At 71.9% G+C, this 21,843-nt stretch carries 26 protein-coding genes and 2 pseudogenes; 10 read left to right on the top strand and 18 right to left on the bottom strand.

The features are described 5' to 3' along the window. Nucleotides 1-44: 44 nt before the first annotated feature. Nucleotides 45-1,142 (bottom strand): ATP-dependent DNA ligase, encoded by a 1,098-nt coding sequence (locus ACZ4YL_RS01255; protein WP_468113155.1) that lies wholly within the window; start codon nucleotides 1,140-1,142, stop codon nucleotides 45-47. Nucleotides 1,143-1,217: 75 nt separating this feature from the next. Between ACZ4YL_RS01255 and ligD the strand changes: the two genes are divergently transcribed. Then, nucleotides 1,218-2,237 (top strand): non-homologous end-joining DNA ligase, encoded by a 1,020-nt coding sequence (gene ligD / locus ACZ4YL_RS01250; protein WP_468113154.1) that lies wholly within the window; start codon nucleotides 1,218-1,220, stop codon nucleotides 2,235-2,237. A gap of 15 nt (nucleotides 2,238-2,252) precedes the next feature. On the opposite strand, the gene ACZ4YL_RS01245 is transcribed toward ligD, so the two are convergent. The 3 genes from ACZ4YL_RS01245 to ACZ4YL_RS01235 are packed head-to-tail and all read right to left on the bottom strand — an operon-like array spanning nucleotide 2,253 to nucleotide 3,372. Beyond that, the gene (locus ACZ4YL_RS01245) at nucleotides 2,253-2,660 is read right to left on the bottom strand and encodes a hypothetical protein (RefSeq protein ID WP_468113153.1); all 408 of its coding nucleotides are present in this window, start codon (nucleotides 2,658-2,660) and stop codon (nucleotides 2,253-2,255) included. Then, nucleotides 2,657-3,091 (bottom strand): MarR family winged helix-turn-helix transcriptional regulator, encoded by a 435-nt coding sequence (locus tag ACZ4YL_RS01240; protein WP_468113152.1) that lies wholly within the window; start codon nucleotides 3,089-3,091, stop codon nucleotides 2,657-2,659. The genes ACZ4YL_RS01245 and ACZ4YL_RS01240 overlap by 4 nt, the downstream gene beginning before the upstream one ends. Before the next feature lie 53 nt (nucleotides 3,092-3,144). After that, nucleotides 3,145-3,372: a hypothetical protein gene (locus ACZ4YL_RS01235; RefSeq protein WP_468113151.1), complete on the bottom strand. Its 228-nt coding sequence runs from the start codon at nucleotides 3,370-3,372 to the stop codon at nucleotides 3,145-3,147. 248 nt (nucleotides 3,373-3,620) lie between these two features. On the opposite strand from ACZ4YL_RS01235, the gene ACZ4YL_RS01230 reads away from it, so the two are divergent. After that, the gene (locus ACZ4YL_RS01230; RefSeq protein ID WP_468113150.1) at nucleotides 3,621-4,511 is read left to right on the top strand and encodes an alpha/beta hydrolase; all 891 of its coding nucleotides are present in this window, start codon (nucleotides 3,621-3,623) and stop codon (nucleotides 4,509-4,511) included. A gap of 9 nt (nucleotides 4,512-4,520) precedes the next feature. On the opposite strand, the gene ACZ4YL_RS01225 is transcribed toward ACZ4YL_RS01230, so the two are convergent. After that, nucleotides 4,521-5,183, bottom strand: coding sequence for a TetR/AcrR family transcriptional regulator (locus ACZ4YL_RS01225; RefSeq protein WP_468113149.1), 663 nt, complete (start codon nucleotides 5,181-5,183; stop codon nucleotides 4,521-4,523). Nucleotides 5,184-5,317: 134 nt separating this feature from the next. Between ACZ4YL_RS01225 and ACZ4YL_RS01220 the strand changes: the two genes are divergently transcribed. After that, nucleotides 5,318-6,112 carry a VOC family protein gene (locus ACZ4YL_RS01220; RefSeq protein ID WP_468113148.1) on the top strand — a complete coding sequence of 265 codons (795 nt, stop codon included), beginning with the start codon at nucleotides 5,318-5,320 and terminating at the stop codon, nucleotides 6,110-6,112. Between the two features lie 57 nt (nucleotides 6,113-6,169). Continuing rightward, nucleotides 6,170-6,418, top strand: a complete 249-nt coding sequence (locus ACZ4YL_RS01215) for a WhiB family transcriptional regulator (RefSeq protein ID WP_468113147.1) — start codon at nucleotides 6,170-6,172, stop codon at nucleotides 6,416-6,418. On the opposite strand, the gene ACZ4YL_RS01210 is transcribed toward ACZ4YL_RS01215, so the two are convergent. The 10 genes and pseudogenes from ACZ4YL_RS01210 to ACZ4YL_RS01165 all read right to left on the bottom strand — a co-directional run. Further along, the gene (locus tag ACZ4YL_RS01210; RefSeq protein WP_468113146.1) at nucleotides 6,419-7,000 is read right to left on the bottom strand and encodes a hypothetical protein; all 582 of its coding nucleotides are present in this window, start codon (nucleotides 6,998-7,000) and stop codon (nucleotides 6,419-6,421) included. It abuts the gene before it with no gap. Then, nucleotides 6,997-7,617, bottom strand: coding sequence for a hypothetical protein (locus ACZ4YL_RS01205; RefSeq protein ID WP_468113145.1), 621 nt, complete (start codon nucleotides 7,615-7,617; stop codon nucleotides 6,997-6,999). The genes ACZ4YL_RS01210 and ACZ4YL_RS01205 overlap by 4 nt, the downstream gene beginning before the upstream one ends. After that, entirely contained in the window at nucleotides 7,614-8,747 is a 1,134-nt protein-coding gene (locus ACZ4YL_RS01200) for a hypothetical protein (protein WP_468113144.1), read from the bottom strand. The genes ACZ4YL_RS01205 and ACZ4YL_RS01200 overlap by 4 nt, the downstream gene beginning before the upstream one ends. Next, a complete protein-coding gene (locus ACZ4YL_RS01195) occupies nucleotides 8,740-9,042 on the bottom strand; it encodes a hypothetical protein (RefSeq protein WP_189741076.1) in 303 nt (100 codons plus the stop codon). Before ACZ4YL_RS01195 ends, ACZ4YL_RS01200 begins: the two co-directional genes overlap by 8 nt. 72 nt (nucleotides 9,043-9,114) lie before the next feature. Further along, nucleotides 9,115-10,086: an acyl-ACP desaturase gene (locus tag ACZ4YL_RS01190; RefSeq protein WP_030728836.1), complete on the bottom strand. Its 972-nt coding sequence runs from the start codon at nucleotides 10,084-10,086 to the stop codon at nucleotides 9,115-9,117. A 256-nt stretch (nucleotides 10,087-10,342) separates the two neighbouring features. Continuing rightward, nucleotides 10,343-10,753, bottom strand: a complete 411-nt coding sequence (locus ACZ4YL_RS01185; protein ID WP_468113143.1) for a hypothetical protein — start codon at nucleotides 10,751-10,753, stop codon at nucleotides 10,343-10,345. Continuing rightward, nucleotides 10,746-12,389: an ABC-F family ATP-binding cassette domain-containing protein gene (locus tag ACZ4YL_RS01180; RefSeq protein ID WP_468113142.1), complete on the bottom strand. Its 1,644-nt coding sequence runs from the start codon at nucleotides 12,387-12,389 to the stop codon at nucleotides 10,746-10,748. Before ACZ4YL_RS01180 ends, ACZ4YL_RS01185 begins: the two co-directional genes overlap by 8 nt. A 178-nt stretch (nucleotides 12,390-12,567) precedes the next feature. Next, nucleotides 12,568-12,984, bottom strand: a complete 417-nt coding sequence (gene ssgD / locus ACZ4YL_RS01175; protein WP_327265335.1) for a spore wall synthesis regulator SsgD — start codon at nucleotides 12,982-12,984, stop codon at nucleotides 12,568-12,570. A gap of 227 nt (nucleotides 12,985-13,211) precedes the next feature. Beyond that, nucleotides 13,212-13,499, bottom strand: a pseudogene (locus ACZ4YL_RS01170) (nitrate reductase); the annotation flags it as partial. A gap of 27 nt (nucleotides 13,500-13,526) precedes the next feature. After that, nucleotides 13,527-13,622: pseudogene (locus ACZ4YL_RS01165) on the bottom strand (TetR family transcriptional regulator); the annotation flags it as partial. Between the two features lie 39 nt (nucleotides 13,623-13,661). Here ACZ4YL_RS01165 and ACZ4YL_RS01160 point away from each other — a divergent pair. Next, nucleotides 13,662-13,850, top strand: a complete 189-nt coding sequence (locus tag ACZ4YL_RS01160; RefSeq protein WP_468113141.1) for an amidohydrolase family protein — start codon at nucleotides 13,662-13,664, stop codon at nucleotides 13,848-13,850. Nucleotides 13,851-13,938: 88 nt separating this feature from the next. Further along, complete coding sequence (locus ACZ4YL_RS01155) at nucleotides 13,939-15,048, top strand: WD40/YVTN/BNR-like repeat-containing protein (RefSeq protein WP_468113140.1); 1,110 nt, start codon at nucleotides 13,939-13,941, stop codon at nucleotides 15,046-15,048. Here ACZ4YL_RS01155 and ACZ4YL_RS01150 read toward each other — a convergent pair whose 3' ends face one another. Beyond that, on the bottom strand, nucleotides 15,049-15,555 hold the full coding sequence (locus ACZ4YL_RS01150) for a GNAT family N-acetyltransferase (RefSeq protein ID WP_468113139.1): 507 nt from the start codon (nucleotides 15,553-15,555) through the stop codon (nucleotides 15,049-15,051). Nucleotides 15,556-15,834: 279 nt separating this feature from the next. Then, nucleotides 15,835-16,134, bottom strand: a complete 300-nt coding sequence (locus ACZ4YL_RS01145) for a YciI family protein (RefSeq protein ID WP_351148799.1) — start codon at nucleotides 16,132-16,134, stop codon at nucleotides 15,835-15,837. A gap of 26 nt (nucleotides 16,135-16,160) precedes the next feature. Here ACZ4YL_RS01145 and ACZ4YL_RS01140 point away from each other — a divergent pair, with 26 nt between their 5' ends. Then, nucleotides 16,161-16,838, top strand: a complete 678-nt coding sequence (locus ACZ4YL_RS01140; RefSeq protein WP_468113138.1) for an endonuclease V — start codon at nucleotides 16,161-16,163, stop codon at nucleotides 16,836-16,838. Nucleotides 16,839-16,863: 25 nt separating this feature from the next. On the opposite strand, the gene ACZ4YL_RS01135 is transcribed toward ACZ4YL_RS01140, so the two are convergent. Further along, complete coding sequence (locus ACZ4YL_RS01135) at nucleotides 16,864-18,063, bottom strand: saccharopine dehydrogenase family protein (protein WP_468113137.1); 1,200 nt, start codon at nucleotides 18,061-18,063, stop codon at nucleotides 16,864-16,866. Nucleotides 18,064-18,409: 346 nt separating this feature from the next. Between ACZ4YL_RS01135 and ACZ4YL_RS01130 the strand changes: the two genes are divergently transcribed. The 3 genes from ACZ4YL_RS01130 to ACZ4YL_RS01120 all read left to right on the top strand — a co-directional run bounded on the left by ACZ4YL_RS01130 (nucleotide 18,410) and on the right by ACZ4YL_RS01120 (nucleotide 21,817). After that, nucleotides 18,410-19,567 (top strand): CaiB/BaiF CoA transferase family protein, encoded by a 1,158-nt coding sequence (locus tag ACZ4YL_RS01130; protein WP_468113136.1) that lies wholly within the window; start codon nucleotides 18,410-18,412, stop codon nucleotides 19,565-19,567. After that, entirely contained in the window at nucleotides 19,567-20,592 is a 1,026-nt protein-coding gene (locus ACZ4YL_RS01125) for an LLM class F420-dependent oxidoreductase (RefSeq protein ID WP_468113135.1), read from the top strand. Before ACZ4YL_RS01130 ends, ACZ4YL_RS01125 begins: the two co-directional genes overlap by 1 nt. An 82-nt stretch (nucleotides 20,593-20,674) precedes the next feature. Next, on the top strand, nucleotides 20,675-21,817 hold the full coding sequence (locus ACZ4YL_RS01120) for an acyl-CoA dehydrogenase family protein (protein WP_468113134.1): 1,143 nt from the start codon (nucleotides 20,675-20,677) through the stop codon (nucleotides 21,815-21,817). The last annotated feature ends 26 nt before the right edge of the window (nucleotides 21,818-21,843 follow it).

The following is a 21,843-nucleotide window of genomic DNA, read 5'->3' as shown; positions in this document are numbered from 1 at the left end:
GAGGCGGGGTGGTGCCTGCGTGGTGTCTGCGTGGTGGTGGCCGCTCAGCCGGGGGCGCCGTCGGTATCGGCGGCGCCGGCGGTGGGGCCGAGCACCTCGGCGAGGTCGTAGCCGACGACCTCCTCCAACTGGGCGTAGGTGCAGCTCTCGGGCGTCCGGTCGGCGCGCCAGCGGTGGAACTGGGCGGTGTGCCGGAAGCGGTCGCCCTCCATGTGGTCGTACTTCACCTCGACGACCCGTTCGGGGCGCAGCGGCACCCAGGACAGGTCCTTCTTGCCGGTCCAGCGGCTCTGCGCGCCGGGCAGCCGGGCACTCTCGTGGGCGGACTCCTCGGCCCAGGCGGCCCAGGGGTGGCCGGTCGGGTCGGGCATCCGCAGGGGTTCGAGTTCCTCCACCAGCTCGGCGCGACGCTTCATGGGGAAGGCGGCGCACACGCCCACGTGCTGGAGGGTGCCGTGGGTGTCGTACAGGCCGAGCAGCAGTGATCCGACAATCGGACCGCTCTTGTGGAAACGGAAACCCGCGACGACGACGTCGGCGGTACGTTCGTGTTTGACCTTGAACATGAGGCGGGCATCGGGCCGGTAGAGGAGATCGAGGGGTTTGGCGATCACCCCGTCGAGCCCGGCGCCCTCGAATCGCTCGAACCACTCCTGCGCGAGCGCGGGATCGGTGGTCGCGGGCGCGAGATGAACGGGGGGCCGAGCGGTGGAGAGGGAGCGGACGAGGGCGGCACGGCGGTCGGCGAGCGGGGTGTCGAGCAGCGCGTCGTCGCCCAGGGCGAGCAGGTCGAAGGCGACGAAGCTGGCGGGGGTCGTCTCTGCCAGCAGGGCGACGCGGGACTGCGCAGGATGGATCCGCTCGGTCAGCCGGTCGAAATCGAGGCGCCCGCCATGGACGATGACGATCTCACCGTCCATGACGCAACGGGCGGGCAGGTTGTTCTTGAGAGCCGTGACCAGCTCGGGAAAATACCTGGTCAGGGACTTACCCGTGCGGCTGCCGAGCTCGACCTCGTCGCCGTCGCGATGCACGATGGCCCGGAAGCCGTCCCATTTGGCCTCGTACTGCATCCCGGGCGGGATCTTTGCGACGGACTTGGCGAGCATCGGTTTCACGGGCGGCATCACTGGCAGATCCATGCCTTCGATTCTGCGGTGGTACGTCCGGACCTGCCCGGTATGCGCACATGACCGGGCCCGCCTACCGTGGCGCACATGGGTGCTGCCGGTAATGCGATCGAGCTGGACGCGGGCGGGCGGAAGGTACGGCTGTCCAGCCCGGACAAGGTGTACTTCCCGGAGCGCGGCCTCACCAAGCGGCACGTGGCCGAGTACTACCTGGCGGTCGCGCCCGGCATCACGCGCGCCCTGCGCAACCGGCCGACGACGCTGGAGCGCTTCCCGGACGGGGTGGAGGGCGAGTCCTTCTTCCAGAAGCGGGCACCGAAGAACCTTCCCGACTGGATCCCCACCGCCCACATCGCCTTCCCGAGCGGCCGCACGGCCGACGAGATCTGCCCCACCGAACCGGCCGCCGTCCTGTGGGCGGCCAACCTGGGGTGCCTCACCTTCCATCCCTGGCCGGTGCGGCGCGAGGACACCGACCGTCCCGACGAGCTCCGGATCGACCTGGACCCGCAGCCGGGCACCGACTACCACCACGCCGTGGCGGCCGCCCATGAACTGCGAGCCCTGCTGGAGGAGTTGGGCCTGCGTGGCTGGCCCAAGACCTCGGGCGGCCGCGGACTGCACGTCTTCGTGCCGATCGAGCCGCGCTGGACCTTCACCGAGGTCCGGCGCTGCGCCATCGCCCTCGGCCGGGAACTGGAACGCCGCATGCCGGGCAAGGTCACGACGGCCTGGTGGAAGGAGGAACGCGGCGAGCGGATCTTCGTCGACTACAACCAGACGGCACGCGACCGCACGATCGCCTCCGCCTACTCCGTACGCCCCCGCCCGCACGCGCCGGTATCGGCGCCGCTGCGCTGGGACGAGGTGGACGACGCGGAGCCCCGCGACTTCGACATCGTGACGATGCCGGCCCGCTTCGCCGAACTGGGCGATCTGCACGCGGACATGGACGAGCACGCCTTCTCCCTGGACGCGGTGCTGGAACTCGCGGCCCGCGATGAACACGAGCACGGCCTGGGGGACATGCCCTACCCCCCGGACTACCCGAAGATGCCGGGCGAGCCCAAGCGCGTCCAGCCCAGCCGGGCGAAGCACGAGGACTGACACGGGAGGCGGGTGTTACGCGGCGGCGTCCTGCCCGGGGAAGGGGGCGAGGTCGGGTTCCACCCAGCCGTCCTTCGCCCGCGGGGCGGCGAGCGTGGCCGGACGGTAGTAGTGCGTCAGCAGGCGCTTGTCGAGCAGGGCGGGGTGGTGGTCGACGAAGGCGGCGTAGTCGTCGCCGCCGGACTCGGCCGCGTGGTACCCGACCAGCTCCACCCAGGCGCGGCTGACGGTCGCGTGGTACTTCTGCGGCGCACCCGCGTAGCGGGCGGTCCGTCGGATGCCGTCGCTGACCATGCCGATCGCCGCGGGTATGCCGCAGCGGCGCACGGCCAGCCAGGTCAGGTGGACATGCTCCCGGTGGCCGAACCGCCCGGCGGTCGCCATCACTTCGGCCATCAATGTGTCAAAGGTGGGTTCAGTCATCGGGTCACCTCGGTCAGCGCTTGCAGCGCTGCGCGCAGCCCGGCGACGGCCTTGGCGGACAGATCGCCGAGCGCGCGGCGCTCCAGGTCGGCGATCGCCCGCCGGATCGTCGCGGCGGCCAGCTGCCCGGAATCGGTGAGCTCGACGAGCACCGCCCGGCGGTCTCCGGGACGGGCGCTCCGGGTGATGTGCCCACGCCGCTCCAGGCGGTCCAGCACGCTGGTCAGCGTGCTCGGCCGGGTCCCCACGGCCGTTCCCAGCTCGGACACGGTACGCCCGCGGCCGTCGGCGAGATTGGCCAGCGCGTTGATCTCGGAGGCCGTGAGATCCAGGTCGACCAGCTCGGTGGCGAGCACCTGGAGGGTGGCATGGGTGGCCCGCTGGAGCGCCAGCAGGGCCGACCATTCGGATGGCACGCTTTCGGACTTCACGCTTTCGAACTATACGATTTCGTTGTATCTGCTGCAAGCAGCCAGGTCTGGCGTCAGGCGACCTGCTGCCGCTCGGGCGCTTTCCGCGTCTTCACTCCGCCGGCGATGAGCGCCAGCCCCACGGCGATGACGCCGAGGTAAGCGGTGGACGGAAGGTCGACGACCTTGTGCATCCAGCCCCACTCCGTGCCGAAGAAGGTCTGCGAAGCGAAGCTGACGAGCCCCTGGGCTCCTATGACGTAGCCGATGCTTTCGACGGTGTATCCGATGGTTGTTCGCACGGATCAACCCTCTCGCGGCGGTGCCGCAGGATCGTCCTCCGCAGGACCGAAAACGCAGTAGGCCAAAGGATGCAGTCGCTTGCGTCGCTTGGCGCGCACTTCGCTGAGGCAGGCCGCGAAGGGTGCTGCCCGGGGAGGGGGTTGGCTCATGAAATAACACGAACGGTCGTGCTAATATCCCCTCATTGGCTCGCCATCGGCATCTGGCTGCCCTGAGGAGAATTCCGGAGAACCCGCACATGCACCCCATGGCTTCACTCCTGAGCACCACCCTCAACATCACCAGCCGGCTAGCCCCGGGACTGGCCGGGCCCCGGGCCTTCGCGCTCTTCGTCCGCCCCCTCGGACGCGCGCGACTACGGCCCGAGGAGGCGGAGGTGATGGCGCGGGCGGAGAGCGGGCGGATGGTCGTACACGGCACGGCCGTGACCACTTACCGCTGGGGGGACGGGGACCGGCCCGTGCTGCTCGTGCACGGCTGGTCCTCGCGGGCCTCGCGGTTCGCCGGCTTCGTCGAGGCCCTGCGCGCCCAGGGGCGTACCGTGATCGCCTTCGACGCGCCGGGGCACGGGGAGTCGGACGGCCGGGCCTCCACCATCCGCGACTACCGCGCCATCATCGGCCGACTGCACGCGGAGCACGGCGACTTCTCGGCCGTCGTGGCCCACTCCTTCGGCGTGCTCGCCACCTTCTCCATGCTGCACGACGGCATGCAGGCCGACCGCGTCGTCGGCATCGGGGGCGTGGCCCACTTCGACTACCTGGTGGAGCGGTTCCGGGCCGGGCTGAACCTCGGCGAGGGAGTCGGGCGCGCCCTGCGCACCCATGTCGAGCGCCGCCTCTTCCCCGGCGACCCCGACATCTGGCGCCGCCTCGACGCCCGCCGTCGCCTCCCCGGCACGCGGGCGCCGATCCTCCTCTTCCACGACACGGAGGACGATGTGATCGACCCCGCCCAGTCCCGCGCGATCGCCGCCGCCTACGGCCCGCAGGCCCGCCTGATCGAGACCACGGGCCTCGGCCACCGCCGCATCCTGTCCGACCCCGACATCATCGCGAAAACAGTCGATTTCGCACTTTCCGAACCCGAACCCGAACCCGAGCCCGTGTCCGCGCCCGCGACCGTGCGACGGGCGTGAGGATCCGGGTCAGGAAGGCGAGCTGAACGCAGGCGGTCGTTCCGGGAGTTCGTCCGGAGCGGCCGCCACCGCGCGCAGTCGGCGCAGGATCCCCCGGCCGGCCCGCTCGTACGCCAGAGGGTCGCCGTGCAGGACGGAGTGCGCGTTGGCCAGTTCCATCAGGGCCGTCAACTCGAAGGCGACCTGCGGTACCTCGTCCGCGTCGGACGCGTCCCGGAACCCGCCCGTCAGCCGCGCCTCGTCCAGCAGCCGCTCGATGTAGCGCGTCCAGTCGGACCGCGCCTTGGCGATCTCGTCCCGTACAGGGCCGGGGCGGGCATCGAACTCCGCGGAGACGGAGTAGAAGAAGCATCCGCCGGGGAAGACCCGGCGCCCGGAGTAGTCGAGCCAGCGCTCGCACAGCCGCCACACCTTGGCGAGACCCTCGGGGTCACGGTGTACGGGCCGCACCACTTCGTCCTTGAACACGTCCACGGCGGCACGGACAGTGGCGAGCTGCAGATCCTCCTTGGAGCCGAAGAGCGCGAACACCCCGCTCTTGCTCAGGCCGAGATCCGCGGCGATCTTCCCCAGGGACAGACCTTCCAGACCGTCCACGGAGGCGATGCTCATCGTCCGGTCGAGAACCGCCCGCCGCGTCTGGTTGCCGCGTTCCACGCGTCCGTCAGCCATGGCGCCATCTTACCGAACGCACGGTCGTTCACTCGGTGGAGGAAGGGGTCCGCTGTCAGTGACGGGTGCGATGCTCGAAGAGGAAGGACAGCCCTCGAAGAACCGAAGAACCGGGGCCGGAAGGAGTGCGGACCATGCTCACCACTGACTACAAGGACGGCTCCCCGAACTGGGTGGACCTCGGCACACCCGACATCGGAGGCGCAGCCGACTTCTACGGGGCACTGTTCGGCTGGGACTTCCAGGCGGGCAGCGAGGAGGTCGGCGGGTACGGGATGTTCCACCTCGGCGGCAAGACCGTCGCGGGCGGTATGACCGTTCCGGCGGAGCAGGGCCCCTGCGCCTGGCAGGTGTACTTCCAGAGCGCGGACGCGGACGCGACGGCCGCGGCCGTGACGAAGGCCGGCGGCACGGTGACGTTCGAGCCGATGAGCGTCCTGGACTACGGCCGGATGGCGATATGCGCCGACCCGGCGGGCGTGGGCTTCGGGGTGTGGCAGCCGAGGGCGAACGCCGGCCTGGGCGCGGTGACGGACGTGGGCACCCTGTGCTGGACGGAGCTGTACACGGGCGACGTGGCCGGCGCCGCCGAGTTCTACCGCGCGGTCTTCGGCTGGGAGACCGGCGAGATGGCCTACGAGGGCGGTACGTACACGACGGCCAAGCCGGCCGGCACGTCGGACGAGGAGGCCTTCGCCGGCCTGGTGCCGATCTCGACGGACCCGGTGGAGGATGCCGAACGGCCCTACTGGACGCCGTACTTCGAGGTGGCCGACTGTGACGCGGCGGCGGCGAAGGCGGAAGAGGCGGGCGGCAAGGTGCGCCTCACCCCGGAGTCCATGGAAGGAGTCGGCCGGTTCGCCAAGCTGGCGGACCCCTTCGGGGCGCGGTTCGCGGTCATAGCCAGCGCACCCGCACCCGGGTCATGACGAGCTGTTGATCAGTCGTTGATCGGACGTCCATCGGCGACGGTCAGGATCTCCGGCATGTCGATTAATACCACTGCCGCAACCACTGACACCGCTTGGTACGACCTCGCCCTGTGCGCCCAGACAGGCCCCGGCTTCTTCTTCCCGGAGCCCGGCTCCTCACTGCGCGACGCGAAGCGGCTCTGCGGGGCCTGCGAGGGGCGGACGTCGTGCTTGGAGTACGCCCTGGCCAACGACGAGCGCTTCGGAGTCTGGGGCGGCCTCTCGGAGGCCGAGCGCCAGGCCTTGCGTTCCCGCCGCAGCTGATCAGGTGCGCGTCCCCTTCCCGCTCCCACGGACCAGCCCCACACGCCGCGCGAGGTCGAACCCCTCACCACCGCACTCCTCCCGGCGCGGCGTGTGGGGCACGACGCGCACGGGATAGTGCCCCCCGACGGGAGATACGACGCCACCGAAGCGGGGGTCTCCGGCGAACCAGATCCGGTCCGGGTGTTTGTCTTCCAACGTTGCGAGGGGTACGGGGAACGGGATGATCCGGAACATGGCTGTGAAGTCCTCCCGGAAGGGGATGGCGATGGTCCGGGGGCTTCCGGGCGGCCTGCGCGGGTGTCGGCACGGCAACTCGCGCCAGGGGTAGGCCTGGAGGACGGCAGCGACCCGGCGTCGGCGGAAGTAGGCGACGATCACCCAGGGCAAGTAGGGGATGACGAGAATGATCATGAGGGCGAGGGCCATTCCCGCGTAGGGAACGAAGCCGATGCAGGCGAGGGCGGCCAGTGGAGGACCACCGAGGCTGAGCACCCAATTGAAGCGGCGGACAGCCAGCCGTTTGTAGCCGACCACCGTCGGAGGGTGGTCCCAGGCCGCCTCGGTGAGCGTGACACTCATAGGAGTACCTCCAGGATGCGTGAGGTCCCGGAGGCCTTCGGGACACTCGGGTCGGGGTCGGTGAACTGGAGGGTGTGCGCGACCGCTTCGAGGATGTCCGTATAGCTGGCGGCATGCTCGGTGCACGCGCTCGTCAGATCGAGGACGAGCAAGTGGAGTCCATCCGGATGCACCGTCGCGACCCTGGCCTGAAACAGGTGATGCTCGATATCTGGAACGGAAATGATCCCGGCGACGAGACAGCACGGAAGAGCCGACGGCAGGTCGATGAACCTGCGGACTGCGCTGGTCCACAGCGTTGAGCGGGCGATGGCCAAAGCCGTACGTGCCACGGTAAGTCGGGGGTTGGGCTGCTCGACCCGCCGGATCGTCAGGGAGAACAGTGAGGTCGTGACCCCGACCGGCTCCTCAGGATGGAAGCCGAGGGCGGTGTGTACGACGTCGTGCCCCGCCAGTTCCTCAAGGCTGTCCACGAGCTCGGACAGTTCCCGTTGGGCGGCCGAGCTGTCCAAGACTTCCGCGAACGCCTCCAAGGATGCTGCGTCGCCAGGGCCGATGTCATGGAAGCCCGGGGGCAGGCGGAACCAGACCGGCGGGGAGTTACTGTCCTTTGTCATGGCCGCAGCGCCGACCAGACGTGGCCCGTTTTCCTGATGGCCGAGGGAGCATCGTCGAGAACCCCTCGGGCGCCGTCCACTGCTGTTGAGCCTTGTTCGACTGCTTCGCTGTCTGAGCCGTAGTCTCCTGCGGCGGTCAGCGCACCGGTACCCGCCACTGCCACGCCCACCCGGTCTCTGGCGTCCTGGCTCGATGAACGCATGGCCCATCCGGTGAGTGGACTGTCCAGTTGCCGCAGGTCGTCCGAGGTGCTCCATGCCGCCTGCCTGAACGCGGTGGCCCCGGGAGCCAGCCCCACCACCGCGCTGCCTTCCGGAGCGGCGGCCATCGCCGCTCGGGCGGCTGCCGTGCCCGCCTTGGCGCCGGAGGCGACCGCTGCGACACCCGGTACCGCGCCGACCGTGTCTCCGAGGAGCGTCACGCTGCTCTTCCAGAAGTCCGCGTCGAACTGGCCCTTCGTGAAGCCGTCGGACAGGGACTTGCGGAACTTCGGGTCCGAGGTGTGCATCGCCAGAGCCGCCAAGGACAGGCCGCTCCCGACGAGCATGATCGCGAGTCCCGCCGGCGGGCAGACGAGGGCCACGCCCGCCCCGATCGCGCCCAGGATTGCCGACGCGTTCGACATCGCGTCCGCCGGGTCGTCGACGATCTTGTTCCAGATGGAGGCCAGCAGGCCTGGTTCCTTCGGGGCCAGTCGGTCCGTCGCCGCGTTCAGGGTCTGGGCCACTGGGCGGGCGGCCGCGCCGTGCTCGGCGGCGAGTTCGCGGGCCAGGCGGCGGGCATCGGTGAGGGCCTCCTCCGTCTTCGCCGCCGCGGCCTGTGCCTCGTACCGGGTGGCCAGTGCGCGGTGGGAGACCAGGGTGTCGTGCCACCCCGTGAGCCGGCGGGCCGCCTCCGCGAGGGAGGTATGGGCCGCGCCGAGGTAGCGGGGGAGGTCATGCGAGAGGGAGGCGCGGAAGGCGGTGGCGGCCTCGCCCTGCCAGGACGAGCTGTGGGAGACCAGGTCCTTCACCACCCGGGAGGCCTCCCCGAGTGAGGTGGCCGAGGCGCTGAGCTTCTTGGCCAGGGCCAGGACCGTCGCGGGATTTCCGGGGGCCGGGTCGAAGCCCAGCGCCGCGTGCTCAGTCACGCGCGGCCGCCGCCCGGAGGAAGGCCGCACGGACGGCCTGATCGAGCTCCGCGTACTCCGCGGCGCTGCGGTCCACGCCTTCCCGTACGTCCTTGACGCGTTTGGTCAGCTCCTGCGTGCCGTAGGCCCAGCGTTCCTGGAAGCCGTCACACGCCGCGTCGAGGTCCGCGGTGCCCAGCTGGTCGGGCCGTACGTGGTCCAGTGCGCGCCGGGCCTCCCGCAGGGAGACCAGGGAGGAGTCTAGGGCGCGTGTCAGACGGGTCAGCTGGTCGATGTCCACCTGGAGCGAGGTCATGACGCGAAACCCTGGCAGAGCGCGGCTCTGCCAGGGCAATCGGCATCACTCGCCCGAGCGAGCGGAAATCGGTCAGCCCTTGCGGGCGGCGAGGCGGGCCGCGCGGGCGGCCAGCTTCTCGTCGAACTTGCGGGCCTCGGAGTCCAGGCCGTTCATGAACAGCCCGAGCTCCTCCTGGGCCTTCTGGCCCTCGGGGCCGAGGCCGTCGATGTCCATGATCTTGAGGAAGCGGATCACGGGGCTCAGTACGTCGTCGTGGTGGATCCGCAGGTTGTAGACCCCGCCGATGGCCATCTGCGCGGCCATCCGCTCGAAGCCGGGCATGCCGTGTCCGGGCATCCGGAAGTTGACGACGACGTCCCGCACGGCCTGCATGGTCAGGTCCGGGGCGAGCTCGAAGGCCGCGCCGAGCAGGTTGCGGTAGAAGACCATGTGCAGGTTCTCGTCCTGCGCGATGCGTGCCAGCATCCGGTCGCAGACCGGGTCACCGGACTGGTGGCCGGTGTTGCGGTGCGAGATGCGGGTCGCGAGCTCCTGGAAGGCCACGTACGCCACCGAGTGCAGCATCGAGTGGCGGTTGTCGGACTCGAACCCCTCCGACATGTGCTGCATGCGGAAGGCTTCCAGCTTGTCCGGGTCCACGGCGCGCGAGGCCAGCAGGTAGTCGCGCATCACGATGCCGTGGCGGCCCTCCTCGGCGGTCCAGCGGTGCACCCACGTGCCCCAGGCGCCGTTGCGGCCGAAGAGCGACGCGATCTCGTGGTGGTAGCTGGGGAGGTTGTCCTCGGTCAGCAGGTTCACGACCAGCGCGATCTTGCCGATGTCGGTGACCTTGGACTGCTGCGGGTCCCAGGCTTCGCCGTCCTCGAAGAAGCCCGGGAAGTTCCGGCCCTCGCTCCACGGGACGTACTCGTGGGGCATCCAGTCCTTGGTGACCTTCAGATGGCGGTTGAGCTCCTTTTCGACCACCTCTTCCAGCGCGAACAGCAGCTTGGCGTCCGTCCACGCCTCCGAGCTGCCGAGGTGGGGAGAGGTGATCGTCACGGGTACTCCTGGGTGTAAAGCGAACTACCTACGGTTCCGTAGCCTACGGAGTCGTAGGTTAAGCGTGACATCAAGGCCAGCCAACCCCCCGGCAGGTGTATGTCCGGTTACATCCAGTTATCTATGCAGTTTACGGCGGGCGTGAGAGGGGTTTGAGGGGCCAAAATCACGCCGACAGGTGGTTTGCCGCCCCCGTTTTTGACGGAAGAAATCGGTTCCGCTTCACCCGGGGGCGCGGCGATCCGGCCCTCGCCGCTCACGCGCAGGCAGGCCGATGGGGGTCGAGCCCGGGTGCGGGACCCAGCTCGAATGCGCAGATCTCCATCCCCGCGAACGAGGTGTGCCCGTGGTCGAGCTGCAGCCGGACGAGTGGGGTGTCCCTCTCGTCGAGATGGATCCAGGCGTTGTCGGCGCGGTCCGCGGGTGCGGTGCGGAGGTGGTTGCAGGTCCGGCTGCATGTGCACCAGCCGTGGAACCGCAACCGCGCCACCGCCTGTGCCAGGGCCGGCTCGCCCTCGGCCGCCAGCTGCGAAGCCAGGAACGACACCAGCGCGGGACAGACGTCCGCGAGCAGCGGCAGCGGCAGCGGTGCCCCCGCCCCCGCCCCCGCCGCCGGGGCCGGTACCGGCCCCGGCACCGGCCCCGGCACCGGCCCGGTCTCACTCACTCGACCACAGCCTCTCCCGGACCTCCTCGGCCGTCGTCGGCCGCAGCTCGCCGTCCAGCAGGAGCCATCGGGTGATGCCGATCGACTCCAGGAACGGCACGTCGTGGCTCGCCACCACGAGTGCGCCCTCGTACGACTCCAGCGCATCGGTCAGCTGCCGCACGCTCGACAGGTCCAGGTTGTTCGTCGGCTCGTCCAGCATGAGCAGTTGCGGAGCCGGCTCCGCCAGCAGCAGGGCCGCCAGTGCCGCCCGGAAGCGTTCGCCGCCCGACAGCGTGCCGGCCGGGCGGTCCGCCCGGGCGCCGCGGAACAGGAAGTGCGCGAGCCGGGCCCGGATCAGGTTGTTGGTGGCCTGCGGGGCGAACCGCGCCACGTTCTCCACCACCGAACGGCTCTCGTCCAGTACGTCGAGGCGCTGCGGCAGGAACCGCGTCGTCACATGCGCCACCACCGCCCCGGACACCGGCGGCAGCTGCCCGGCGATCGTGCGCAGCAGCGTGGTCTTGCCCGAGCCGTTGCGGCCCACCAGGGCGATCCGCTCCGGCCCCCGCAGTTCCCACTCACCCGGTACGGCGGCTCCGTGGGCCAGGCGCAGATCGCTCAGGGTCAGGACCTGCCGCCCCGGCGGGACCTGGGTGGCGGGCAGCTGGATCCGGATCTCGTCGTCGTCGCGCACCGCCTCCACCGCCTGGTCCAGGCGTTCCTTCGCCTGCGCCAGCTTCTCGGTGTGCATGATCCGGTGCTTGCCCGCCGATTCCTGGGCTGCGCGCTTGCGCGCACCCATCACGATCTTCGGTTCGCGCTTGTTGTCGTACATCTTCTGCCCGTACCGCTTGCGCCGCGCCAATTTGACCTGCGCGTCCGCCAGTTCGCGCTTCTGCCGCTGTACGTCGGCCTCCGCGACCCGGACCATCCGCTCGGCGGACTCCTGCTCGGCGGCGAGCATGTCCTCGTACGCCGTGAAGTTGCCCCCGTACCAGCGGACTTCGCCGTCGCGCAGGTCTGCGATCTGGTCGACCCGCTCCAGCAGTTCCCGGTCGTGGCTGACCAGGAGCATCACCCCGGACCAGGACTCGACCGCCGCGTACAGGCGGCTGCGGGCCCGCAGGTCCAGGTTGTTGGTGGGTTCGTCCAGCAGCAGGACGTCGGGGCGGGCGAGCAGCAGGGCGGCCAGCCGAAGCAGCACGGACTCGCCGCCCGAGAGCTCGCCGACGGTACGCTCCAGGCCGATCCGGGCGAGTCCGAGCTGGTCGAGCGTGGCCAGGGCCCGCTCCTCCACGTCCCAGTCGTCGCCGACGGCGGTGAAGTTCGCCTCGGTGGCCTCGCCCGCCTCGATGGCGTGCAGCGCGGCCCGGGTGGTGTGGATGCCGAGCGCCTCGTCCACGCGCAGCGCGGTGTCGAGGGTGACGTTCTGCGGGAGGTAGCCGACCGAGCCGGCGACGGAGGACTGGCCCTCGGTCGGGGTCAGTTCGCCGGCGATCAGCTTCAGCAGGGTGGATTTCCCGCAGCCGTTGAGCCCGATCAGGCCGGTGCGGCCGGGGCCGACGGCGAGTTGGAACCCGTCGAAGACGGGAGTGCCGTCGGGCCAGTCGAAGGACAGTGCGGAGCAGGTGATGAAAGAAGGGGCGTTACTCATGGAGGCCTCCAGGTTGCGTGAGTGGTGCGTGCAACGCGGGGAGACAGCCGACGGCTCAGCCGTGGGGCGTGGTGGTCGGTGTCTCGAACCTCAGACGAGCAATGTCCTGCTCCGTTTCGACGGTGATGGGCCGTCTTCGAAGCTACGGGCGGCCGCAGCCGCCCGCAAACGAATTAACTCAGCAGGTGTCGCGCATCAGCTCGGCCAGGCTGTGGTCCATGTCCAGGTAGAGGTGTTCGAGGCCGGGCGGCACCACGGTCGCCGCCCGCTCCAGGAAGCGGTGCAGCTCGGCCGTCAGCATCAGCACGATCGCGACACCCTCCGTCGCGTGGAACTCGATGGTGGTCCGGTCGCCGTCGTACGGGCGTACGCGTACGTCGCCACAGCCCGACGGGCGGTCCAGCCCGGACTCCAGCAGCTCGCGCGAGAAGGTCCACGAGACCTCGACGCCCTCCAGCGTGGCCGGGGCGGGGAATGCCATGCGCACGGCGAACGGATCCGCGCGGTCGTAGCAGAGGGTGACGGGCACGGTCTCGACCTTCGGCGCGGTGGCGACCAGACGGGCCTGTGCGGCCTGCTCGATGACAGTGATCAAGGCTCACTCCCTTGCGGCGGATCTGCTGCCGGACTGTGGGGTGGGCCCGGCAACCCGATAGACGCCGGAATCGGCAAATCCGTGCATGGGCCGTTGAGTGAGCTGTGTCACCGATTGGCTTGAACCGATCCGTGTGATCGCACAGAGTGACCGGACGGTGGATGTGCCCGAAGGCGGCCCCGATCCGCAGCGGGTTCCGGGCGCCTCGGAGAAGGGCTGGTTACCGATCACTCCACAGGCGTAAGGGTGCGCATCAAGGCCGCGTAGAAGGCGGCGGAGACGACCATGCCGACGGGCAGGGAGAGGTCGAGGCCGCCCAGGGCCGAGGCGATCGGCCCGGTGTAGAGCGTGTCGACGCAGAGGGCGGCCGCGCCCACCCCGGCCGCGAGCGCGAGGGCGCCCGCCGGGCTGACGCCGCCGGTGTACCGGAAGGGGCTGCCGGGGGACTCGTCCGCCAGCGCCCGGCCGTCGTAGCGGAACCGGCGCAGCAGGATGTCGGTCGCGTAGATCGCCATCCAGCCGGCCGCGCCAGCCGGCCGCGCCAGCCGGCCGCGCCAGCCGGCCTCCTGTTCGGCGACCCGGTCGCGCAGGAGGGGCCGGTAGCGGCTGAGGTGGCGGGCGTTGATCCAGAGCCGGGCCCCGAGCAGGCCCGCACCGCCCTGCAGGCACTCCAGGGCATGACCGTCAACGCCGCCCGTGCGGCGGGCGAGGAGCACATCGCGGGCCGGATCGCCCTCGGCCACCGCGCCGGCCTGACGGTCCTCGCCGACAATCCGCTCACCGTCGCCGCCACCGAACTGCCGGACCTGCCCGTGCTCCTCACCGCCCTCGACGGCGGCATGACCCACCGCGACGCGAGCCTGTGACCTGAGAACGAGGGCGGTGGCGGGTGTGGTGGCAGGGGCCGGAAGGCGCTCTGGACGGCGTATCCGGGGTGCGTTAGCTTCCGGCGCCATGAGACTTCTGGAACTCGGAATCGGCATGTGCGCGGCAGCCCTGGTCGTGGGTGTACTGGCGGCCCCCGCCCAGGCCGATGCGGCCCCGGCCCCCGACCCGGCCCCGGTGGCACAGGACTTACGCGGCGCCGGCTGGGCGCTGAAGGACACCGGGAAGGACGTACGCTTCCGCGGGCTCGCGGCGGTCGGCCGGACCACGGCCTGGGTGGCCGGTTCCAAGGGGACCGTGCTGCGCACGGTGGACGGCGGCCGCAGCTGGCGTGACGTTTCGCCGCCCGGCGCGGTCGCGGAGGCCCTGGAGTTCCGCGACATCGAGGCCTTCGACGCGCGGCGCGCGGTGGCCCTGTCCATCGGGGAGGGCGAGGCCTCCAGGGTGCTGCGCACCGAGGACGGCGGAGCCACCTGGACCGAGCCCTTCCGCAACCCCGACCCGCGCGCCTTCTACGACTGCCTCACCTTCTCCGACGCCCGGCACGGCCTGGCGATGAGCGATCCGGTGGACGGGAAGTTCCGCATCCTGGCCACCGACGACGGCGGACGGAACTGGCGGGTCCTGCCGAACGCGGGCATGCCCGAGGCGCTGCCCGGCGAGGCGGGCTTCGCCGCGAGCGGCCAGTGCCTGGTCAGCTCCGGCCCGCGCGACGTCTGGCTGGCCACCGGCGGAGGGGCGCAGGCCCGGATCCTGCACTCCGCGGACCGCGGTCTGACCTGGCGGGTCGCCGAATCCACCGTCCCGGCGGGCGATCCGGCGCGCGGGGTCTTCGCCCTGGCCTTCCGGGACCGTACGAGGGGACTCGCGGTCGGCGGTGACTACCGCACCGGGCAGGCCTCCCCGCAGGCCGCGGCCGTGTCCGCCGACGGAGGACGCACCTGGCGCCAGGCGGCGACGCCGCCGCCGGCCTACCGATCGGGCGCGGCCTGGTTCCCGTACGGCGGGGGGACGGCGCTCGCGGTGGGGCCCACGGGCACCGATGTGACCACGGACGGCGGCCGCAGCTGGCGGTCCCTGGACGCGGGATCCTTCGACACGGTCGACTGCGCGGCCGACACGGGATGCTGGGCGGCGGGGGAGAAGGGACGGGTGGCGCGGCTGGAACGTCGGCGCTGATCAGCCTGCGGGAGCGGGCGGAGCGGCCGGGGGCGCCGGGGCGGTGACGAGGTCCATGCCCGGGTAGCGCCCGGCCGTGAAGCCCGCGGCCCGGTAGACGGGCTCGCCGTCGGGGCTGGCGTGCAGCTGGACGTAGTGGATGCCGATGCCGTCGAGCCAGGCGACCAGCGCGTCGACGATCCGGCGGCCGTGGCCGCGCCCGCGGGCGGGCGCGTCGGTGACGATCCCGTCGAGGTAGCCGCGCCGGCCGTCGGTCCACCGGGGGCCGGGCAGGTGGTGGGTGACCCAGGCCATGCCGGTGGCGAGCAGCGGTTCGCCGGGAGCCCCGCCGACGACCAGGCAGTGCATGTCGGGACGGTCGCCGACGCGTTCGAGGAACCAGGCGCGGGCGACCTGCCGCCAGGCGGCGTCGACGGGCCCGGGATCGACCCCGAGGGCGTCGAGGGCGACGGCGCGCAGGCGTATGAGCTCGGGGACATCGGCGGGAACGGCGAGGCGGGGCTGCATGAACACTCCGGCGGGCAGGGGTGGTCGAGCGGGTCGAGGGAGGCGGGCGGGTCGAGCCCGCCGAACGGGTCGGACGAGGGCGGAGGAGGGCGGGCCTGCCAGGGCCGGCGCCGTCCCCGCGCGGCCGGTGCTGTGGCCGGTGCGGTGGCCGGAAGGGTGCCGGTCGCGGCGTCCGGTGCGGTGCGGTGCGTCTTCCCCGGCCACCGCTGGGAGGGGCCCCGGGCGGAGGGCCACGGCTCGTACGGGACGTACGCGCATGGCGGCGCCGTTCCCGTGCGGCTACGCGACCGGGTTCTCCCGCACCGTCGACAGGTCCGCCGAGGTCTTCGTGGCGATGAACTCGGTGATGGTGTAGGCGCACACGCCCGCCACGGTGAAGGGGTCCTCGGCCGCGATCCGCTCGATCTCGGCCCGGGACACCCCGCCGGCCAGGATCACGCCCCCGTCGCGCGGGACCTTGCGCCCCGACGCGAGGAAGACGCCGGCGGCGTAGTAGCCGTCCAGCCAGGCGATGTGAGCGTCCATCTGCTCTTCGACGGACTCGACGGGGGCGGTGTAGGTGAGCTCCATGACGAACATGATCGCCAGGCTACTCTCGCTCCATCATGACGAGTGTGAAGACCCCCGCCGACGAGGCCGAGGCCCGGGCGATACAGGACGAACTGCGCCATCAGGTCGTGCTCACCGAGCCCGGCCCGCCACCCGGCCGCGGCCTTGTCGCGGGCGTGGACGTCGCCTACGACGACGCGCGCGACCTGGTCGCCGCCGCGGCCGTGGTGCTCGACGCCGCCACCCTGGAGGTCGTCGAGGAGGCCACCGCCGTCGGGCACGTCAGCTTCCCCTACGTGCCCGGGCTGCTCGCCTTCCGCGAGCTGCCGACCGTACTGGCCGCCCTCGACTCCCTGAAGAACGAGCCCGGCCTCGTCGTCTGCGACGGCTACGGCCTCGCGCACCCCCGCGGCTTCGGCCTCGCCTGCCACCTCGGGGTGGTCACCGGGCTCCCGGCCATCGGCGTCGCGAAGAATCCGTTCACCTTCACCTACGAGGAACCGGGCGCCCGGCGGGGCGACGCCGCCGCCCTGCTCGCGGCCGACGGGGCCGAGGTCGGGCGGGCGCTGCGCACGCAGGACGGGATCAAGCCGGTCTACGTCTCCGTCGGGCACCGGGTCTCGCTGGACAACGCCTGCGCGCACGCCCTGGCGCTGAGCCCCCGCTTCCGGATCCCCGAGACCACCCGCCACGCCGACTCCCTGTGCCGCAGGGCGCTGCGGGAGGCCTCCTGAGGCACCCGGCCGGCGGGCCCGCCCGTCAGCGGGCGTCCGCCACCCGGAAGGTGATCCCCGCCTTCTGGAGGCGGGCGATCAGGGCGTCGCCCATCGCCACGGCCGTGGTCAGCTGACCGGCCGCCTCCGGCAGGGCGTCGTGGGCCAGGCAGAGCGCCGACTCGGCCAGCATCTTCGCCGTCTCGCCGTAGCCGGGGTCGCCGCCCGCCACCTCGGTGAGCACGCGCCGGCCGCCGCCCTCGCCCACGAACCGCACGGTGAACCAGCTGCGCGCGCGGCGTTCCGCGTCCGGCCCCTGGCCCGGCTCCCAGCGGTTCATCAGCCACCGCCGGGCCGGCGGCACCTGGGCCAGGGCCACCGTCGCACCCAGCGCCGCCGTACCGCCCACCGCGACGGGCAGGTGCTTGACGGAGGCGTAGTGCCGGTAGCGGAAGTCCGGGCCGTACCGCTCCAGCGCGGCCGCCGACCGGGCCACGATCCGCGGGTCCAGCGAGGGCAGCGGCAGCGCCCAGGTCCCGGTCTCCCGGCTGAACCGCGGCGCCCCCACCGGCCCGCGGGCCCGCCGCCCCAGCAGACGGGGCTCGTGCAGCCGGCGGGCGTGCGCGGCCGCCAGGGTCTGGGGGCCGCGGCTCAGCGCGGTCAGCGCGGAGGCCAGGGTGCCGCCGGAGAAGAAGGCGTTGGACCGCATGAACCCGTCGACCGCCAGCGGGACCCCCTGCGGCAGCTGCCGGACCGTGAAGTACGCCCCGAGGTCGGCCGGGATCGAGTCGAAGCCGCAGGCGTGCACGATCCGGGCCCCGGTCTCCCGCGCCCGTGCGTCGTGCTCGACGTACATGCGGTCCACGAACTCCGGCTCGCCGGTGAGGTCCACGTAGTCCGTGCCCGCCTCGGCGCAGGCGGCCACGAGCTCCGCCCCATACCAGATGTACGGGCCCACCGTCGTGGCCAGCACCCGGGTGGACGCGGCCAGCTCGCGCACGGCCGCGGGGTCCTGGGCGTCGGCCCGCAGCAGCGGCAGCCGCGCGCACGCCGGATCGATCGAGGCCAGCCGTTCGCGCAGCCGCTCCAGCTTCGCGGTGTCCCGGCCGGCGAGGGCCCACCGGCAGCCGGCGGGCGCGTGCGCGGCGAGGTACTCGGCGGTGAGCGCGCCCACGAACCCGGTGGCGCCGAACAGTACGACGTCGTAGGCGCGTTCCGGCCGGTCGTGCGGGACAGTTGCGTTCATGAACGGCTCCTCCCAGGGGGTTTCGGTGGCCGAGGCTAGCGTGATGCCCGGCCGTCAGTGCGAGCGGGTGCGGCGCGCCGCCCCGGGGAGCACGGTGCCCCGGCGACAGTCCGCAGGTCCCTCCGGGGACGCCGCGCGGGCCGCCCGCGCCACCTGCGGACGGCCGGGGCGGCACCCCACCCGATCGCGCGGAGCCGGACACTCCGGGGCCGGGCGATCCGCCGGGAGCCCCGCACGGGGGCTTGTGTTCGATGGAACACGTTCCTAGCATCACTGGTGTTACATCAGTTGTGTCACATAGCCGCACACCACGCACACCATGCACACCAGAGCCGCTGGGGGCCCGATGGCAGTGACAGGGAACGGGAACCGGGACGCGAGCGGGCCCGGCCCGCTCGCCGGGGTGCGCGTCGTCGAACTGGCGGGCATCGGCCCCGGACCGTTCGCCGCCATGCTCCTCGCCGACCTGGGCGCCGACGTCGTACGGGTGGACCGGCCCGGCGGCGGCGGACTCGCGGTCGATCCGGCCTACGACCTCACCAATCGCGGCAAACGCTCCGTCCTGGTCGACCTCAAGTCCGCCGACGGGCCCGCCCGCGTCCTGGACCTGGTCGAGCGGGCCGACGTACTCGTCGAGGGGTTCCGGCCCGGGGTGGCCGAGCGCCTCGGCGTCGGACCGGCCGAGTGCCACGCCCGCAATCCGAAGCTCGTCTACGGCCGGATGACCGGCTGGGGCCAGGACGGTCCGCTCGCCGAGACCGCCGGGCACGACATCGCGTACATCGCCGTCACCGGCGCCCTCGGCATGATCGGGAAGCCGGGAGAGCCGCCGGCCGTCCCCGCCAACCTGATCGGGGACTACGCGGGAGGCTCGCTCTACCTGGTCATCGGGGTCCTCGCCGCCCTGCACCACGCCCGCGCCACCGGCACCGGCCAGGTCGTCGACGCGGCCATCGTCGACGGCACCGCCCACCTCACCGCCATGATCCACGGAATGATGGCGGCGGGCGGCTGGCAGGACCGCCGCGGGGCCAACCTCCTCGACGGAGGCTGCCCCTTCTACGGCACCTACGAGACCTCCGACGGCCAGTACATGGCGGTCGGCGCGCTGGAGCAGCAGTTCTACGACACCTTCGTGGAGCTCCTCGGCATCCGCGACCAGGCCCCGGCCCGCAAGGACCTCGCCCGCTGGGGCGAGCTGCGGGAGGCCGTCGCCGCGCGCTTCAGGACCCGTACCCGCGCGCAGTGGACGGCCGTCTTCGAGGGGAGCGACGCCTGCGTGGCGCCCGTGCTCTCGCTGCGCGAGGCCCCGGACCACCCGCACCTGGCCGCCCGCGGGACCTTCACCGACTTCGGCGGGATCGTCCAGCCCGCGCCCGCGCCGCGCTTCTCGGCGACCCCGGGCGCCGTCACCACGGGCCCGGCGCAGCCCGGAGCGCACGCCGAGTCGGTCGCGGCCGACTGGGACGTGCCGGCCCTGCTCGGGAAGGAGAGGGAGAACTGATGGAACTGTCCATGATGCTCGACTACGCCGGGGACCCGCGCCGGGCCGCCGACCAGGCCGCCGCGCTGGAGTCGGCCGGGCTCGACGCCGTGTGGGTGGCCGAGGCCTGGGGGTTCGACTCCCCGACGATCATGGGCTATCTCGCCGCCCGCACCGAGCGGCTGAGGATCGGCTCGGCCATCCTCAACGTCTACTCGCGCACCCCCGGCCTCATCGCCCAGACGGCCGCCGGCCTGGACGCGCTCTCGGGCGGCCGGGCGCTGCTCGGCCTCGGCGCCTCCGGCCCGCAGGTCGTCGAGGGCTGGCACGGGATGCCGTACGACAAGCCGCTCGGCCGCACGCGCGAGACGGTCGAACTGTGCCGGCGCATCTGGCGCCGCGAGACGATCGACCACCACGGCATCACCGACATGCCGCTGCCGCCCGGGAAGGGCGGCCGGCACGGCAAGCCGCTGAAGATCCTCACCCGCCCGGTCCGCCCCGGGATCCCCGTCTACATCGCCTCGCTCGGCCCGGCCAACGTCCGGATGACCGCCGAGATCGCGGACGGCTGGCTGCCCACGCTGTTCATCCCGGAGAAGGCCGCCGCCGTGTGGGGCGGCCCGCTCGCCGAGGGGACGGCCAAGCGCGCGCCGGAGCTCGGCCCGCTGCAGACCGTCGCGGGCGGCCTGCTCGCCATCGGCCCGGACGCGGCCGCGGCACGGGACCTCGCGCGCCCGCAGATCGCCCTGTACGTCGGGGGGATGGGCGCGGCCGACAAGAACTTCTACAACGACCTGGCCGTCGCCTACGGCTACGGGGAAGAGGCCCGCCGGATCCAGGAGCTGTACCTCGCCGGGCGCAAGCGCGACGCCGCTGCCGCCGTCCCGGACGAGTTCTGCGAGCTGATGACGCTCTGCGGGCCCGAGGGCTACGTACGCGAGCGCGTCGAGGCCTTCCGCGAGGCGGGCGTCACCATGCTCAACGTCACCCCGGTCGGCCCCGACCCGGCCAAGCTGATCGAAACCGTCAAGAGCTGGCTCTGAGCGGGCCGGGGCGTGCCCGGCTCCGTCCCCGGCCCGCCCCCTCACCCACCCGGATCCACCCCGACCCGCTTAAGGGGCCCCGATGCAACGACGCATCTTCGACGCCGACCACGAGGCGTTCCGCGAGACCGTACGCACCTTCCTCGGCAAGGAGGTGCTGCCGCACTACGAGCAGTGGGAGAAGGACGGCATCGTCAGCCGCGAGGCCTGGCGGGCCGCGGGCCGGCAGGGGCTGCTGGGCCTCGCCGTGCCGGAGGAGTACGGCGGCGGCGGGAACACCGACTTCCGCTACGCCGCCGTGATCGCCGAGGAGTTCACCCGCGCGGGCGCCCCCGGGCTGGCCATCGGCCTGCACAACGACATCATCGGGCCCTACCTGACCTCGCTCGCCACCGAGGAGCAGAAGCGCCGCTGGCTGCCCGGCTTCTGCTCCGGGGAGACCATCACCGCCATCGCGATGACCGAGCCGGGCGCGGGCTCCGACCTCCAGGGGATCCGGACCACCGCCGAGGACCACGGCGACCACTGGGTGCTGAACGGCTCCAAGACCTTCATCTCCAACGGCATCCTCGCCGACCTGGTGATCGTGGTCGCCAGGACCACCCCCGAGGGCGGGGCGCACGGCCTGTCGCTGCTGGTCGTCGAGCGCGGCGCGGAGGGCTTCGAGCGCGGCCGAAACCTCGACAAGATCGGCCAGAAGTCCCAGGACACCGCCGAGCTGTTCTTCAACGACGTCCGCGTCCCGAAGGAGAACCTGCTCGGCGAGCTGAACGGCGCCTTCGTCCACCTGATGACCAATCTCGCACAGGAGCGGATGGGCATCGCGATGGCCGGCATCGCCGCCGCGGAGCACCTGCTGGAGATCACCACGCAGTACGTCAAGGAGCGCGAGGCCTTCGGCCGGCCGCTGGCCAAGCTGCAGCACATCCGGTTCGAGATAGCGGAGATGGCCACCGAGGTCGCCGTCACCCGGACCTTCCTCGACCGCTGCATCACGGACCACGCGAACGGCGAACTGGACCACGTGCACGCCTCCATGGCCAAGTGGTGGGCCACCGAGCTGCAGAAACGCGTCGCCGACCGCTGCCTGCAACTCCACGGCGGCTACGGCTACATGACCGAATACCGGGTCGCCCGGGCCTTCACCGACGGCCGCATCCAGACCATCTACGGCGGCACGACCGAGATCATGAAGGAGATCATCGGCCGTTCGCTGCTCGGCTGACCTCTCCCGGACACCTCTCCCGGAGA

The organism is Streptomyces sp. NPDC030021 (assembly GCF_055574035.1).
This window is presented reverse-complemented; position numbering and strand designations above follow the sequence as displayed.